Source organism: Thermostichus sp. MS-CIW-26 (assembly GCF_054059115.1).
In genome coordinates this window covers 16,158-33,081 of record NZ_JBSSBV010000031.1, presented here as the reverse complement: position 1 = coordinate 33,081, position 16,924 = coordinate 16,158, and the positions used below count along the sequence as shown (strand labels likewise).

12 protein-coding genes are annotated in these 16,924 nt (G+C 58.6%); 7 read left to right on the top strand and 5 right to left on the bottom strand.

What is annotated here, in order from left to right:
- The first annotated feature begins 345 nt into the window (after nt 1-345).
- On the top strand, nt 346-798 hold the full coding sequence (locus ACVWZU_RS10365) for an Hsp20/alpha crystallin family protein (RefSeq protein ID WP_011431920.1): 453 nt from the start codon (nt 346-348) through the stop codon (nt 796-798).
- Here the strand turns inward: ACVWZU_RS10365 and ACVWZU_RS10360 are convergent.
- The 4 genes from ACVWZU_RS10360 to ACVWZU_RS10345 form a co-directional block, all read right to left on the bottom strand.
- On the bottom strand, nt 745-1,611 hold the full coding sequence (locus ACVWZU_RS10360) for an SAM hydrolase/SAM-dependent halogenase family protein (RefSeq protein WP_414351982.1): 867 nt from the start codon (nt 1,609-1,611) through the stop codon (nt 745-747). The genes ACVWZU_RS10365 and ACVWZU_RS10360 overlap by 54 nt on opposite strands.
- A gap of 68 nt (nt 1,612-1,679) precedes the next feature.
- On the bottom strand, nt 1,680-3,812 hold the full coding sequence (argZ, locus tag ACVWZU_RS10355) for a bifunctional arginine dihydrolase/ornithine cyclodeaminase (RefSeq protein ID WP_457444757.1): 2,133 nt from the start codon (nt 3,810-3,812) through the stop codon (nt 1,680-1,682).
- Nucleotides 3,813-3,896: 84 nt separating this feature from the next.
- The gene (locus ACVWZU_RS10350) at nt 3,897-4,649 is read right to left on the bottom strand and encodes a response regulator transcription factor (protein ID WP_011431916.1); all 753 of its coding nucleotides are present in this window, start codon (nt 4,647-4,649) and stop codon (nt 3,897-3,899) included.
- 203 nt (nt 4,650-4,852) lie between these two features.
- Complete coding sequence (locus ACVWZU_RS10345) at nt 4,853-6,664, bottom strand: ABC transporter ATP-binding protein (protein WP_457444755.1); 1,812 nt, start codon at nt 6,662-6,664, stop codon at nt 4,853-4,855.
- A gap of 240 nt (nt 6,665-6,904) precedes the next feature.
- Here ACVWZU_RS10345 and ACVWZU_RS10340 point away from each other — a divergent pair, with 240 nt between their 5' ends.
- A complete protein-coding gene (locus ACVWZU_RS10340; RefSeq protein ID WP_457444753.1) occupies nt 6,905-8,296 on the top strand; it encodes an RNA-guided endonuclease InsQ/TnpB family protein in 1,392 nt (463 codons plus the stop codon).
- A 30-nt stretch (nt 8,297-8,326) separates the two neighbouring features.
- Here the strand turns inward: ACVWZU_RS10340 and ACVWZU_RS10335 are convergent, their stop codons facing one another.
- Complete coding sequence (locus ACVWZU_RS10335; protein WP_457444751.1) at nt 8,327-9,403, bottom strand: 4-hydroxyphenylpyruvate dioxygenase family protein; 1,077 nt, start codon at nt 9,401-9,403, stop codon at nt 8,327-8,329.
- A 412-nt stretch (nt 9,404-9,815) separates the two neighbouring features.
- Between ACVWZU_RS10335 and pflB the strand changes: the two genes are divergently transcribed.
- From pflB to adhE, 5 genes are all read left to right on the top strand, one after another.
- Nucleotides 9,816-12,122 carry a formate C-acetyltransferase gene (gene pflB / locus ACVWZU_RS10330; RefSeq protein WP_457444749.1) on the top strand — a complete coding sequence of 769 codons (2,307 nt, stop codon included), beginning with the start codon at nt 9,816-9,818 and terminating at the stop codon, nt 12,120-12,122.
- Nucleotides 12,123-12,203: 81 nt separating this feature from the next.
- Entirely contained in the window at nt 12,204-12,614 is a 411-nt protein-coding gene (locus ACVWZU_RS10325; protein ID WP_457444747.1) for a pentapeptide repeat-containing protein, read from the top strand.
- A gap of 225 nt (nt 12,615-12,839) precedes the next feature.
- Nucleotides 12,840-13,589, top strand: a complete 750-nt coding sequence (pflA, locus tag ACVWZU_RS10320) for a pyruvate formate-lyase-activating protein (protein ID WP_457444745.1) — start codon at nt 12,840-12,842, stop codon at nt 13,587-13,589.
- A 191-nt stretch (nt 13,590-13,780) separates the two neighbouring features.
- The gene (locus ACVWZU_RS10315) at nt 13,781-14,191 is read left to right on the top strand and encodes an OsmC family protein (protein WP_457444743.1); all 411 of its coding nucleotides are present in this window, start codon (nt 13,781-13,783) and stop codon (nt 14,189-14,191) included.
- Between the two features lie 92 nt (nt 14,192-14,283).
- Entirely contained in the window at nt 14,284-16,914 is a 2,631-nt protein-coding gene (gene adhE, locus ACVWZU_RS10310; RefSeq protein ID WP_457444742.1) for a bifunctional acetaldehyde-CoA/alcohol dehydrogenase, read from the top strand.
- Nucleotides 16,915-16,924: the final 10 nt, after the last annotated feature.

The window sequence follows — 16,924 nt, the reverse complement described above, 5'->3', positions numbered from 1 at the left end:
CTCATGGGCTTATTGTAGTTTATCCAGACTTTTGACCAGCAAACCTATATGGAGGAGGGCTTTCCTCCCGACACCAAGCCTGCGGCTATGGTGCGCGCCTCCAGCCCGAAAATTTGGTGAACCATTGGATTGCCCTGTTTGTTTTCATCCCTCTTCCCCATGAGGTGAGGGGATCCTGCCTATCGCAGATCGGTTTGCCCTCCCTCGCTGGGATGGCTTTCTTGGATGATCAGAGCAGGATTTTGTGAATTCAAATCCCAAGTGCAGGCCAAGCCTTCTTTGCCGAGATCTCTTCGCTTCCCTCAACTCCATTGATGACTTAGCCTATTTACCCTAGGAGACACTATGGCAACTCTTTACTTCAGCCCGCTTTTCGAGGTACAAGCTCTGCAAGCGGAGCCCAACCGGGGACGCTCTCGCTCCTTCCTGCCCACTCCTCTGCAGGTTTGGGAGAGCGGCGAAGCCTACACCGTCCAGTTGTGGGTGCCCGGTGCCAATCGGGAACGCTTCCACATCGAGGCCACGGCTCAACAGCTCTCCATCAGCGGCGAGATCCAGGTTCACGGCCCTGAAGGTGCTGAATTGCGCTACCAAGAAGTGGAGCCCCAACCTTTTCAACGCATCCTCAAGCTGGCCCGCCGCATCCAGCCGGAGAAAGTCTCGGCCACCTATCGCGACGGCATCCTCACCCTCACTCTGCCCAAAGCCGACGCAGCGCGGGTGATCAAAGTCCAAGTGGGCGCCTCAAACCCCACTACTCCGACGGAAGCCGTGACGGTGGAAAGCCAACCTGCCTAGGATCCCCCTCTTTTCGGGAGAGGGGCTGGGGGTGAGGATCCACTGCACGCGCACCTCATCTCCCACCTTAAAATCCAGCGCCCGGCTGGCATTGCCTCGGTTTTGCACGATCTCCACCCAGCCGGAGCTGCCCACCAGGGCCAGCACTTCCCCAACTTCTCCCTCAGCAAAGGTGGCCACGGAGCGGACGGGGATCCCTTTGATCCAGGCGCTCCAGCTTCGACCTTCCACCCACTGTCCAGGCAGGTTGGTGATGCCGTTGCCGAAGTGGTCGATGGCCTGGACCAGGCCGCGACAGCCGTTGGTCTCCATCTGGGGTGGCGGCCACTCCCAGCGGGTTAGTTCTGCTACGTCTAGGGGATCCCCCAGCTCCGCCAAAGGGATCCCGTTGGCCAAATGGGCGGCAACTGGGGCAAAAATATCCCGCCCATGAAAGGTGCGGCTGGGAGAGGGGGTGCGCCAATAGCGGGGCCGGTTGAGTTCCACAGCAGCCAGCGCCGGAGTTTGGGCCAAAACGCCGCTGAACAGGCCATTGTCGGGGCCGACCAAAAAGCCCGTCTCGGTTTGGATGGCCACCGCCCGGCGGCTACTCCCCACCCCTGGATCCACAACGGCCAGGTGAATGGTGCCCGACGGCAGGTAGGGATAGGCCGTCATCAGGGCAAAGCGAGCCGCTGCCACATCCTGAGGCGGGATCCCATGGCTGAGGTCGATGAGTTGAGCCTGTGGGGAAAGGGTATGAATCACCCCTTTCATAATGCCCACATAGGGATCCTGCAGGCCAAAATCCGTCAACAGGCTAATAAAAGGCATACCCTTTTGAGGCTTGAGGATCCCAGTTTAAGGATCCCAAAAGATAACAGCGCTTATGGATGGGGTGGCTAGCGGGCGGCAAGAGCAGGTTGCGGGCGCTCATACGCCTGCCCCAAACGCGCCAACTGCTGCACCAACAAACTCAAGAACAGGCCCACATCGGTAACAATCCCCACCGACTCCAGGGATCCCCGATCGGCCAGCTTGGTCACCACTGCCGGGTTAATGTCCACGCAGATCAGCTTGACCCCGGCAGGCGTCATGTTCCCGGCACCAATGGAGTGCAACATGCTGGAGAGCATCAACACCATGTCGGCCCCCTGTAGCAGCCGCGCATAATCCTGTTGGGCCTTGATCAGATCCATCTCCGTATCCGGCAGCGGCCCATCGTCGCGGATGGATCCCGCCAGGGAGAAGGGCACCTGAGCGCGAATGCACTCGTAGAACACCCCGCCGGTAATCACGCCCGCTTCCACCGCAGCTCGGATGCTGCCGTACTTGCGGATGAGGTTGATGGTTTTGAGGTGATGCTTGTGGCCGCCCTTGACCGGCGTGCCCCGCGACAGATCCACCCCCAGCGAGGTGCCGTAGAGATTCTGCTCCAAATCGTGAACGGCAATGGCATTGCCCCCCAACAGCGCCTGCACATAGCCCTCCCGAATCAGGGTAGCCAAGTGGGATCCGCCGCCTGTGTGGATGACCACCGGCCCTGCCACCACCACCGTTTTGCCGCCCCGCTCCTTGATTTGCCGCAGCTCCCAGGCAATCTGCTCCACCAGGATCTCCACCCGCCGCTCGCTGGAGACCCCCGATCCCATAAAGGTAAACTCCTGGGAAGAGCGCTCTTTGCTGGCCTGGCGCACGGTGCGGATCCCTTCCACCCCACACACCACGGCATCCCCCACCTGCAAATCTCGAATCAGGGTGCAATAGGCTGAAAACTCCGTCTTGCCATTGCAATCGGATCCCTTGACCACGATCACCCCATCCATGCGCTGACGCTGCACCGGGATCCACTGGCCGGCCACCCGCACCTGCGTGGGGTAGATGGTGGTGACATAAAAATCGTCGGGCGCTACCCCTGCTTTCTCTACCCGCTCCAGACGGGCATCTTGCTGGGTTTCTTCCGAGAGACGGGCCCCCTGCTCGATCAAGGCGCTGAGAATGGTATCCAGGGTCTCTTCGGTGGGAGCGGAAACGGCCAGTTCCACCGTGGAAGTGCTCTGCCGTTTTTCCCCAAGCTGAAACTTGAGGATCTGGAAGCTGCCGCCATTGTCCACAATGCAATCGACGGCCCTGGTGAGCAGATCGCTGTCCACCAAATGTCCCTGGAGGGTCACCGTCCGGCTGAGCACTGTGGCCACCGGATCGGTTTGGGGAGCCACCGTCTCGTCGAGGCGCAATGTCAAGCACTTGGCCGCCCCACCGGCTTTCAGGAACTCCGTCAGCTCCGTCTGCACCACCGCAAATCCCCGCTCCTGTAGGGCGGCTTCCAGCTCTGGGCTGACCCGATTCACCAAGATCGTGCCGTTCACATCCACGGCATTGCAGGCAAAGTGAATGGCATCCGCCTCCTGAACCGGGATCCGCTTTTCAGGGGGCACCCGCATCTCGATCAGGCGGTTGGAATAGGCATCAAAAGCCGGTGGATAGTAAAGCAAATAGCCTTCGGAGAGGGGGCAAAAGCAGGTGTCTAGGTGGTAGAACCGCTCGTCCACCAGCCGCAAAGACAACACCTCGATCCCCAGCCACTTGGCCAAGTAGGGGTGAGACTCCAACATGGAGCGAAAGCCGTAGCCCGCCCACAGCCAGCGCCCTGCCCGATCCAACAGAGCATCTCCTGCCCCCTCAAAAGCCAGGGCCGGCGGCAGCTCATAGACGGTGTAGCCCTGTTCCTCAAACCAAGCCTTGAAATGGGGCTGTTCCCCCTGCCGCTCTGGGTGATAAAAACGGCTCAGCACCACCTTGGATCCCAGGATGAGCCCAGCATTCGCCGTAAACACCATATCCGGCCATCCCGGCACCGGCTGGATCAGCTTCACCTCCGCCCGTTGCGAGAGATGCGAATAGAGAGCCTGCCACTGCTGCAACGCCCGTTCTCGCGAAGAGCGGTGAACATTCCCCACCATCCAGGGGTTGATCACATAGTCCACCTCGTAGTGATCGGGTGGGCACATCAAATACCGAATGGCACCAGGCATAGATCTCAGAGCGCAATCTGCAGCAGGGCATCCCCTAGATTAGCAGTTGCGTGAGCAGCATCCTCAAGAATCATGAAAGAATCATTATTTGTGGGAATCTTTCGCCAGCTCTGGCTGCGGTGGGACGGGATCGGCAATGTTGGGCAACTCCAGACAGTAGCCCGCCCCATAGACGGTTTTGATGTACTGGGGGTGGCGGGGATCCGGCTCCAGCTTGGTGCGCAGGTGGCGGATGTGAACACGGATGGTCTCGATGTCGTCGTCGGGCTCGTAGCCCCACACCTCCTGCAGGATTTCGCTGGGGGAAACGGTCTGCCCATGTCGCTGCATCAGACAGTGGAGCAGGTCAAACTCCAGGTGGGTGAGCTTGATCGTTTTGCCGAACCACAACGCCTCAAAGCGCTCCGGCACCAGCGTGAGAGGGCCATAGGTGAGGATCTCCCCATGCTTGGCCGCCTGTGGGATCCGGTCTGAGCGACGCAGCAGGGCCCGCACCCGCACCAGCAGCTCCTGCACCTCAAAAGGCTTGGTCAGGTAGTCGTCGGCACCGGCATTAAAGCCCTCGATCTTGTCCTGGGTTTGGCCGAGGGCGGTGAGCATCAAAATCGGGATCTCGCTGGTGCGCTCCTCCCGCCGCAAGCGCTGACAAACGGTCAGGCCATCTACCTGGGGCAGCATCAGGTCGAGGATGATCAGATCGGGGAGAACTTGCAGAGCCAGTGCTTGTCCGCGCACCCCATCGGTGGCCTTCACAACCTCGTAGCCCGCCAACTCCAGATTGATGCGCAGGATATCCAGAATCGAAGGGTCGTCCTCAATAATGAGTATGCGAGCCATAGCCGGTTGCAGCCCAAACTGCGGATAAAACGTTTTGTTAAATGTGCTAACAAAGAGCCGAAGCTTTACGACTGGAAGTTTACTTAATTTTAGCCTCATTGCAAATCTTACTGCGAAGTTAACCCGCAGGGTTGCCCAGCCCGGAGCCGGATGCAGGGGAAACTTTTCAACCCGTTTGGGGCAAATGGGTGCGTTTTTAAGGCCTACGGCCCGCTATCGCGAACGGATCTCCCTTTGGGGGAAGTGCTCCGCACCGCTGGCGCGAACGCGGCGATGAGGCGGCGGGTGTAGTCTTGCTGCGGCTGCTGGTAGATCTGGGAAGCGGGGCCAAGCTCTTCGATGCGGCCCCGGTTCATGACCATGATGCGGTCGCTCATGAACTTGACCACGCTCAGGTCGTGGGAGATGAACAGGTAGGCCAACCCCAGTTCCTCCTGCAGATCCTTGAGCAAGTTCAGCACCTGGGCCTGCACGGAGACATCCAGGGAAGACACTGCCTCATCGCAGACGATCAGGCGGGGCTCCGAGGCCAGGGCGCGGGCAATACAGATCCGCTGCCGCTGTCCTCCGGAAAACTGGTGGGGCAGGCGATCCAGCGCTTCCGGATCCAACCCTACCCGTTCAAACAGGCGTTGGGCCCGTGCTCGTCGCTCAGCAGCATTTCTCCCAATCCCGTGCAGGGCCATCGGCTCTATGACGCTGGCTCCCACACTCATGCGCGGATCCAGTGAGGCTGCCGGATCCTGAAAGATCAGCTGAATCTCGCGGCGGAGACGACGTAAGCGTTGGGGCGGCAAGCGGAGCAGCTCCTCGCCGTCGTAGATCACCTGGCCAGAGCTGGCACGGACCAGGCGCAACAGGGTTCGCCCCAGGGTGGTTTTGCCGCAGCCGGATTCTCCCACCAGCCCCAAGGTCTCTCCGGGGTAGAGGTCAAAGGTGATCCCATCCACGGCCCGGATCTCGCCCACCTGGCGGCCAAATGGCCCTCGACGGACGGCGTAGTGGGTTCGCAGATCCTGCACCTGCAACAGGGGGGGCTGACTGTACAGCCGGCGCAGCCGTTCTTCCTCTAAGGACTCCGTCCCGCTTACGCGAACGGCAGCCGGGATCTCCACCTGCTGCCACTGCTCCTCTGGGGATCCCCCTTTTTCCAGAAAATCCTGGACGGTGGGCAACCGCCGCAACCGCCGCTCCAACACCGGGCGACAGGCCAACAGGCCGCGGGTGTAGGGATGCTGGGGATCCCGAAAGATCTGCTCCACCGATCCCTGTTCCACAGCTTGGCCCCGGCGCATCACCACCACCTGATCTGCCAGTTCGGCCACCAAATTGAGATCGTGGGTGATGAAGAGGATGGCCATCTGCCGGTGCTGCTGCAGCTCCCAGAGCAGGCGCAGGATTTCCGCTTGCACCGTAACATCTAGAGCGGTGGTCGGCTCATCGGCAATCAACAGTTGGGGATTGGAGGCGATGGCACAGGCGATGGCCGCCCGTTGGATTTGGCCGCCGGAGAGCTGATGAGGGTAGCGCTCCAGCATCTGGGGAGAAAGCTGCACCTCCTCAAACAGGCGAATGGCTTGGGCGCGGATCTCCGCCGGGCTCAGGGAGGTGTTGGCCCTCAAGGTCTCCTGTAACTGCTGGCCACAGGTGTAGAGGGGGTTGAGGGCGGTGCTCGGCTCCTGGAAAATCATGGCGATCTGGGATCCGCGATAGCGCCGCCGTTGCCGGGGATCCAACTGCAGCCAGTCCACCGTTCCGTTGGGGCCCTTGAAGAGGATTTTGCCCTCCACCCGGGCCGAGCTGGGCAGCAGATCAATCAGCGTCAGGGCGGTCATGGTTTTGCCGGATCCCGACTCCCCCACCAGGCCTAAGGTCTGGCCGATCCCGATCTGGAAAGACAGCCCGTCCACCACCGGGGATCCCGAGGGCTCGCCAGCTGCACGGCTGGGCAAGAAAACCCGCAGCCCTTGTACGGTCAGCAAGGCAGAATCGGCAGTAGAGACAGCCTCAGTCATGGCGACGAAAGTGCTCCGCACCGCTGGCGCGAACGCATTAGGGGAATTGGCAGGATTATAGACTACCGCCCCCGCCTTGGCCTCCAAAGTGCTCCGCACCGCTGACCAAAAGGCGCGGCAAGCCCCGTCCTTCAGGGCAGGGAAGGATAGCGCCGACCGTAGCCGACGCCCTTTAAAAACGCAGTGCCGGCCATGTGAATATCGTTGTCATCACGCATAGGCCAAGAATACGATTGAGCGATGCAACGACTTCAAGCCTTCAAGTACGAATTGCTGCCCAACGGCCAGCAGGTGCGACTCATGCGCCGCTTCGCTGGCTCGTGCCGGTTCGTCTACAACAAGGCGCTGGCGTTACAGAAAGAACGCTACGAGTGTGGCGAGAAGAAGCTTGGCTACGCCGAGCTGTGCAAGCTGCTCACTGAATGGCGCAATAGCACAGAGACGGCGTGGCTGGGCGATGCGCCGGTTCACCCGCTGCAACAGGCGCTCCAGGATTTGGAGCGGGCTTACGCCAACTTCTTTGCCAAGCGCGCCGGCTTCCCGAAGTTCAAGAAGAAGGGCCGGTCGGACAGTTTCCGTTATCCCGACCCCAAGCAAATCCAGCTGGACCAGGCCAACAGCCGCATCTTCCTGCCCAAACTGGGCTGGCTGCGCTACCGCAACAGCCGAAAAGTGCTGGGTACGGTGAAGAACGTCACCGTCAGCCAGTCCTGCGGCAAGTGGTTTGTGTCGATTCAGACTGAGCGAGAGGTCGAGCAGCCCATTCCAACCGGCGGTGCGGTAGGCGTAGATATGGGCATCACCCGCTTTGCCACGCTGTCGGACGGCACGTTCTATGCGCCCCTCAACAGCTTCAAGCGGCACGAGGCGCGCTTGCGCAAGGCACAGCAAGCGCTCTCCCGCAAAGTCAAGTTCAGCAACAACTGGAAGAAGGCGAAAGCCCGCCTCCAGCGTATTCATTCTCAGATGGCCAACGCCCGCCGCGACTTCCTGCACAAGGTCTCGACCGCGATTTGCAAAAGCCACGCGATTGTGTGTATCGAGGACTTGCAGGTGCGCAACATGTCCAAGTCGGCGGCAGGTACGGCAGATGCTCCTGGGAAGAACGTCCGCGCCAAGTCGGGGCTGAATAAGTCCATCCTCGATCAGGGGTGGTACGAGTTCCGTCGCCAGCTGGATTACAAGCTGGCCTGGAAAGGTGGCAGACTCATTGTCGTGCCGCCGCAGAACACGAGCCGCACCTGCCCGTGCTGCGGCTATGTGTCGGCGGACAATCGCCCTACGCAAGCCAGGTTCAAATGCGCGGAATGTGGGTTCGAGGGCAACGCCGATGTGGTCGGCGCGATCAACATCCTTTCTCGCGGGATGCAAATGTTGCGAGACGAAGGGCAGGACACGACCGACGCTGCGGTCGGGATGCGGGTGGGTGAACCACCCGTGTCAGCCCGGATGGCCTGTGGATCGAACTGCACGGGCGGTCGGAAGCAGGAACCCGCCGAGACGACTGCGCAAGGAGCCATCCATGCGCAGCGTGGTAGGAATCTCCGGCCTTCAGGCCGGGGAGGATGTCAACGCCTTCCGCATACCCGAATATTGGCTGGAAACTCAGGGGCAATCAATCGTGTTGATTAACTGGAGACATTCCCCTGGTGCTCAAGGGTGTTAGCAGACCAGGGCTTGCTGCCGTTGTCGCTGTTGGCGTTCTAGAGCTTCAAACAGGGCTTGAAAGTTGGCTTCGCCAAAGCCTGTGGCTCCACCCAACCGTTGGATGACCTCGAAAAAAAACGTGGGCCGGCCAAACAGAGGCTGAGTGAAGGTTTGCAACAACAGGGGGGGGTGTCGGGAATCAGAGGCAGGCAAGGTGGTATCCAAAAGGAGCTGCTGCTCCACCAAGTCGTGCCAGGAGATGGTGGGCAACCCACCAGAAGGGAGTACTGCTCCAGAGGCCAGCTCCCTTGCCAGGTTTGTGTAGTACTCCGGTGGCACCTGCAGAAAGTTTACGCCTCCCTGTCGCAGCCGGCGCACACTGGCGAAGACATCTGAGCTGTGCAACGCCGCATGTTGCAGGCCAGGGCCATGATGGGCATCCAAAAACTCCTGGATCTGGGAAGCGGCACAGGTGGGCTCGTTGATGGCCAACTGGATCCCGGCTTCAGGATCTCCCACCACCACACTTTCTAGGCCAGAGGTGTTGGTGCGGATGCTATAGCGATACAGAGACCGCCAACCCAGCACCTGCTCATACCAATCCGCCGCTGCCTGCAGGGATCCCTGCTCCACGTTCAATACCAGGTGATCCCAGTGGGAAAACAGGTTCTCCTCGGCGGGAGCTGAATCGGGGATCCCTGAGCTGGGGATCAAAGAATGCCTGAGTCCATAAGGAGTGCGCAGGCACAGAGCAGGGCAGCCTTCGTCTTCTGCCGGGATCCACTCCACTTGGGCTCCTCGCCTCTGCAAAAGCTCTGCCAAGCCCAACAGCTCTTGCTCCTCCACCGCCAAGGCCACATCCACCACGCCAGGGGAATGTTGCTGTAAATAGCGATCCACCTCATCCCCAGGGCAAGCAGGCTGAGACAGGCGCAAGCGCAGGGATCCCTGACGCAGACAGAGGGTACTGCCGAGCTGTCCTTCCATTCGGAAGCCCCAAACTTGACAAAAGTGTTCCTGCCAACGGGGCAGATCCCAAAGATAGAAGTGCAGGTGATGGATCCCTTGGACGATTCGATTGGACTGGTTCATAGAGCAAGGCACTGCTAAGGCAAAGGCCGAGTATCCTGACGTTCTCACGGCAACAGACGACCTGGGCCGCCCTACCTCAGCATAGGCCCGCCATTTGCCGATGGAAAAGCGTAAAACAACATTAAGAAGGCATTAAGACAGTGTTAAAAAATAGGATAAAAATAAGATTAAAAAACCACGCGACCGAAAATATCCTCAGAGCGCAAGGGACTAAAATTGGATTAGGCGAGGTGTATTTAGAACGCCCAAAAAAGAAACAGAGGAGTTGCTAAAAGCCCTTCGTAGGATCCCTGGAAGCCTTGCAGAGATTGGGTAGTTCTTTGGCTCTTTTTTAAGCCTGCGTGGGGCAACTGCCGAGGTGTCACCTCGCCCTGTCGATAGATTATCAGGCGTAATAGCCGGGAGGATTGTTATGGTTGCCAGTGTGCAGCGTTCTGTAGCATCACCTACAGAATTGAAGGCGGAACCAAGGACAGGATCCAACGCAGCCGGTCAAAAAGTTTTGAGCGATTTTGCAACGGGATCCTGGCAGCGCTGCATCGATGTCAGAGACTTTATTCAACGGAATTACACCCCCTACACCGGTGATGAAACCTTCTTAGCTGCAGCCACCGAGCGCACCCAGCGGCTGTGGGCCAAGGTCAAGGATTTGATGGCTCTGGAGCGAGAGCGAGGGATCCTAGATGCCGATACTGCCGTTCCCTCTACCATCACCAGCCACGCCCCTGGCTATATCGACCCAGAGCTGGAACAAATTGTGGGGCTGCAGACGGACAAACCCCTGAAGCGGGCCATCATGCCCTTTGGCGGCATCCGCGTGGTGGAGTCTTCCCTCAAAGCCTATGGCTACGAGTTGGATCCCCGCACCAAGGAAATTTTTACCCAGTACCGCAAAACCCACAACGACGGCGTTTTTGACGCCTATACCGAAGAGATGCGCCGCTGCCGCCGCTCCGGGATTATCACCGGCCTGCCCGATGCCTACGGTCGGGGTCGCATCATTGGGGACTACCGGCGGGTGGCCCTCTACGGGGTGGATCGGCTCATCGAAGACAAGCAGGCCCAAAAAGCCAGTCTAGACCTGGACACGATGGACGAAGAGACCATCCGCCTGCGGGAGGAGCTCTCCGAGCAGATTAAGGCCCTACAAGAGCTGAAAGAGATGGGATCCCGCTACGGGTTTGACCTGGGCCGTCCGGCAGCCAACGCCCGCGAAGCCATCCAATGGCTGTACCTGGCCTACCTGGCAGCCGTCAAGGAGCAAAACGGGGCGGCCATGTCCTTGGGGCGGGTGTCCACCTTCCTGGACATCTACATCGAGCGGGATCTGCAGGCCGGGATCCTCACCGAGGAAGAGGCCCAGGAGCTCATTGACCACTTTGTTATGAAGCTGCGCATGGTCAGGTTTTTGCGCACGCCCGAGTACAACGAGCTATTCAGCGGGGATCCCACCTGGGTTACCGAGTGCATCGGCGGCATGGGCCTGGATGGGCGGCCTTTGGTTACCAAAACCAGCTTCCGCATGCTGCATACCCTCTACAACCTTGGCCCAGCGCCCGAGCCCAACTTGACCGTGCTCTGGTCGGAGCGGCTGCCGGAAGCCTTCAAGCGCTACTGCGCCAAGGTCTCCATTGAAACCAGCTCCATCCAGTACGAAAACGACGACTTGATGCGCCCCTACTGGGGGGATGACTACGGCATCGCCTGCTGTGTGTCGGCCATGCGCATCGGCAAGCAGATGCAGTTTTTTGGAGCGCGGGTGAACTTGGCCAAGTGCCTGCTCTATGCCATCAACGGCGGTCGGGATGAGATCTCCGGCGAGCAGGTGGCTCCTGCTTTCGCCCCCATCACCGCCGATGTCCTGGACTACGACGAGGTGTGGCCGCGCATGGCGCAGATGATGGCCTGGCTGGCCAAAACCTACGTCAACACCATGAACATCATCCACTACATGCACGACAAGTACTGCTACGAGCGCCTGGAGATGGCCCTGCACGACCGGGACGTGCTGCGCACCATGGCCTTTGGGTTGGCTGGCCTGTCGGTAACAGCCGACTCCCTATCCGCCATCAAATACGCGCGGGTACGGGCCATCCGGGATGAGCGGGGCCTAGTGGTGGATTACGCGGTGGAGGGCGACTTCCCCAAATACGGCAACAACGACGACCGAGTTGACTCCATTGCGGTGCAACTGGTGCAGACCTTCATGGCCGAGCTGCGCAAGCACAAGACCTACCGCAATGCCATCCCCACCCAGTCCATCCTCACCATCACCTCCAACGTGGTCTACGGCAAGAAAACCGGCAACACCCCCGACGGGCGGCGAGCGGGCGAGCCCTTTGCCCCAGGGGCCAACCCCATGCACGGCCGGGACACCAAGGGGGCGGTGGCGTCGCTGGCTTCGGTGGCCAAGCTGCCCTACGACGACGCTCTGGATGGGATCTCCAACACCTTCTCGATTGTGCCGGCGGCCCTAGGTCGCACAGCGGAGGAGCGGGTTGCCAATCTAGTGGGGCTGCTGGATGGCTACATGCGGGATGGCGGTTTCCACCTCAACGTCAATGTTCTCAACCGCGAGACCCTGCTGCATGCCATGGAGCACCCGGAGCTCTACCCACAGCTCACCATCCGGGTTTCCGGCTATGCGGTGAACTTCATCAAGCTCACCCGCGAGCAGCAACTGGATGTCATTAACCGCACGTTCCATCAACACTGCTAAAAGACCAGCCTGGGGATCCCTGAAGTCCGCCCATACCGGGGTCGATGGAAGGGATCCCCCATCGATAACCGAGGAGGCCCGATGATCATGACTGTTTGTAGCGCTGCGGATCTGGTCAGCCAGTATGCCTCAGGACGGCGCGATTTTCGGGAGATCGATTTGCAGGGGGCTGAGCTGCAGGGGATCCATTTGGCTGGCGCCGATCTCAGCTATGCCGATTTCAGTGGGGCCAACTTGGCGGGGGCCAATTTGCGGGGGTGCGATCTCAGCTATGCCGACTTCAGCGGAGCTAACCTATCGGGAGCCGATCTGCGGGGATGTCTCCTCTTTGGCAGCGATTTCCGAGGGGCGCTCTTAGAAGGAGCCTTGTTGGATCACGCAGATGTCGATGCCTATACCCATTTCCCGAAGGATTTCGATCCCAAGGCCCACCGCCTGCACGGCATCACGGTGGATACCTCCGTGCCTAGCCCACACGACCCATCGGTCTGAGCTGGGTGGGATCCCCAAGCTGCCCTTTCGGCTTTTTATCCCCCTTTCTCCCTTCCAGCCAGGATAGCAGCGGTCTAGCTAAAAGACCCTAGGGATCTAAAAAAATCTAGCCCCAACCTAATCCAAAGAGAAACGGAAACTGTGTTCTATTTAACCTGAGTTAGCAATCTGGAAGAAAACCTCAAGATTGATTGATATTTTGCAAAAGTCATCCAGGATAAAAGTATGGATACCGTTATGAACCCCCTGACACCAATTGCCGGGCGCATTCACTCGGTGGAAACCTGTGGCACCGTCGATGGGCCAGGAATCCGCTTCGTAATTTTTACACAGGGTTGTCCACTTCGCTGTTTGTATTGCCACAACCCTGACTGTCGGGATCCGGAGGCGGGACAGCTTGTTACGGTTGAGTCTTTAATTGCCGAGATCCAACGTTACAAGAATTACTTGCGAGGGGGGGGAGTTACGGCTACCGGGGGAGAGCCTTTGCTGCAACCCACCTTTGTAGCTGAGATCTTCCGTCGCTGTCATGAGTTGGGCTTGCACACGGCTTTGGATACTTCTGGCTATGGGCAACTGGAAGCAGCCAAGCCTGTGTTGGAGCATACAGATTTGGTGTTGCTGGATATCAAGTCTTATCTGCCGGAGCTGTATCGAAAGGTTACCGGTGTTTCGCTAGAACCCACTCTTAATCTGGCCCGCTATTTAGACCAGATCCACAAGCCCACCTGGATTCGTTTTGTACTTGTTCCGGGGCTGACAGATCCCGAAGAAAACATAAAGGGTTTGGCTCAGTTTGTGGCGACGCTTTCTAACGTTGAGCGGGTAGAAGTTTTGCCCTTTCACAAGATGGGGGAATACAAATGGCAGCAATTGGGATTGCCTTACACCCTTGCCGATGTCAATCCACCCACACCCGAACAGGTGAATCACGCCTTACAAATCTTTCGGGATCAAGGACTGGTGGCTGTTTGACCGTTCTGCAGTTTCAGCTTGGGTCAGCATAGCCAGGTCACGCTTAGATCCGAAGTGATTCACAGTTAATCTCTAAAACCTCTGCACCGTCTCCAGATTGGCCCTGAGCTGACTGGAATCCAAGTTGATCCCCAGGCTAACTTTACGGACTCTATGTGAACTGAAGAATACCCCAAGAGGAGGGATCCCCAATGGAAGTTTGCGTCACCTACCGCGATGGTGTTCAGTTCCAAGCGGAAAGCCGAGGGCACCGCATTCTCAGCGACCAGCCTTTGGACAATCACGGTCGAGATCAGGGAATGACGCCGCCGGAATGGTTTCTGGCTTCTCTGGGCGCCTGTGTTGGTTTTTATGCCGTCAAATATCTGGAAGCTCGGCAGTTGGATCCCAGTGGACTAGAGGTGGTGGTCACGGCGGAGAAAATTGAGCATCCGGCTCGCCTAGACAACATTCGCATCCAAGTCAAAATCGGGATCCCGCTGGACGGAAGGCATCAAAAGGGGCTGGAAAAAGCAGTTGATGCCTGCATCATTCACAATACGCTCACCCATCCCCCCACCCTGACCACCGAAATCCAAGTTCCTGCTCCTGTTGGCGCCTAGATTGCCATTCGGGTTATTCGACTATTTCCAACTATCCGATTGTCAATTGTTCCTATCGTCTAAGTCTTGATGAGTTTTGGAGGGATCCACCGATGCCAGTAACCAATCTAGCCGAGCTGGAAACCTTGATCCAGCAGGTGAAGGCTGCCCAAGCTGAATATGCAACTTTCACCCAAGAACAGGTAGACCGGATTTTTCACAAAGCCGCTCTGGCTGCCAACAACGAACGGATCCCGTTGGCCAAGCTGGCGGTACAGGAAACCGGCATGGGTATTGTGGAGGACAAGGTGATCAAAAATCACTTTGCCTCGGAATACATTTACAACAAATACAAACACGAGAAAACCTGCGGGGTTATCGAGCGGGATGAGAGCTTTGGCTACGAGAGAATTGCTGAACCGGTGGGTCTTTTGGCAGGTATTGTGCCGGTAACCAACCCCACGTCAACGACCATTTTCAAGGCTCTGATCACCCTCAAAACCCGCAACGGCATTATCTTTTCTCCCCACCCGCGGGCTAAACAATGCACCATTGCCGCGGCCAAAGTGGTCAGAGAAGCTGCCGAGGCAGCGGGCGCTCCTGTGGGGTTGATCGGCTGGATCGACGAGCCCACCATCGAGCTTTCTCAGGCCTTAATGCAGCATCCTGAGGTGAAGCTGATCTTGGCTACCGGCGGGCCTGGCATGGTTAAAGCGGCCTACTCTTCGGGCCACCCGTCTTTGGGGGTGGGAGCGGGCAATACCCCGGCAGTGATCGATGCCAGTGCCGATATTCCCATGGCTGTCAGCTCGATTTTGTTGAGCAAGACCTTCGACAACGGCATGATCTGTGCCTCAGAACAGGCAGTGGTGGTGGTGGATGCCATCTACGAGCAGGTCAAGGCCGAGTTTCGCCATCGGGGGGCCTACATTTTGGATCTGGAACAAACCGAAGCCGTGCGCCGCATCCTTCTCAAAGACGGTCGCCTCAATCCGGCCATTGTGGGCCAGTCGGTGCAGACCATCGCTGCCCTGGCCGGTATCCAGGTACCCGAAGGCACCAAACTGCTGATTGGGGAAGTGGAGAAGGTGGGGCCGGAGGAGCCCTTCTCCTACGAAAAATTGGCCCCCATCTTGGCCCTCTACCGCGCCAACGATTTCCACAGCGCCGTAGATGTTGCTGTCCAACTGGTCAATTTCGGCGGGCGGGGACACACCTCTGTTTTGTATACAGATCCCGCCAATCGGGACGATATTGCCTACTTTGAAAATGCCCTGCAAACCGGTCGAGTCTTGATCAACACTCCCTCTTCACAAGGGGCCATTGGGGATCTCTACAACTTCAAGCTGGATCCCTCTCTGACTTTGGGCTGTGGCACTTGGGGAGGCAATTCGATCTCCGAGAATGTGGGGCCGCGCCACCTGCTCAACATTAAAACGGTAACCCAACGTCGGGAAAACATGCTCTGGTTTCGGATCCCGCCCAAGGTTTACTTCAAGCCCGGATGTCTGCCTATTGCTCTGCGGGAATTGGCCGGCAAAAAACGCGCCTTTTTGGTGACCGATAAGCCGCTCTTTGAGTTGGGCATATTGCATCCCATCACCCAGGTTTTGGATGAGATTCGCGTGAGCTGGGATGTGTACCACGATGTAGAGCCGGATCCCACCCTCAGCAACGTCAATCGCGGTCTGGAGCAGTTGCGCCAGTTTCAACCGGATGTGATTATTGCGGTCGGTGGGGGATCCCCGATGGATGCGGCCAAGGTGATGTGGCTGATGTACGAGCAGCCCCAGGTGGAGTTTGAAGGCTTGGCGATGCGCTTTATGGACATCCGCAAGCGGGTTTACGAGCTGCCGCCACTGGGGCAAAAAGCTCAGCTCATCTGCATCCCCACCACTTCCGGCACGGGATCCGAGGTGACGCCCTTTGCCGTGGTGACCGATGACCGGGTGGGGATCAAATACCCGCTGGCGGACTACGCCCTCACCCCCACCATGGCCATTGTGGATCCGGATCTCACCCTCAAGATGCCCAAGAAGCTGACGGCTTACGGCGGCATCGATGCCCTCACCCATGCTCTGGAAGCCTATGTGTCGGTGATGGCCAGCGACTTTACCGATGGGCTGGCCCTGCAGGCCATCAAGCTCCTGATGACCTACCTGCCGCGGGCCTATGAAAAAGGTGCTGCAGATCCAGAAGCCCGAGAAAAAGTTCACTACGCCGCCACCATTGCCGGCATGGCCTTTGCCAACGCCTTTTTGGGGGTGTGCCACTCCCTGGCCCACAAGCTGGGATCCACCTTCCATCTGCCCCACGGCCTGGCCAATGCCCTGATGATTACCCACGTCATCCGCTACAACGCCACCGACGCCCCCTTTAAGCAGGCCATTTTTCCCCAATACCGCTATCCCAACGCCAAGCACCGCTACGCTGAAATTGCCGATTACCTGCAGTTGGGCGGGGCGGATGACGATGAAAAGGTCATGCGCCTCATCGAGGCCATCGAAGAACTCAAGCGGAAACTGGGGATCCCGGCCACCATTCGCGAGGCCCTGGGGGAGAAAGAGCGGGAGTTTTACGACCGTCTGGAGGCGATGGCGGAGCAAGCCTTTGACGACCAATGCACCGGCGCCAACCCCCGCTATCCCCTCATTCAAGACATGAAGGAGCTGTACGTTTTGGCCTATCGGGGCTGCCGGGTGGATTCTGCCCTCTACCACCAGCCGGAACCAGTGTTGGCCTAAGGAGTAGGGT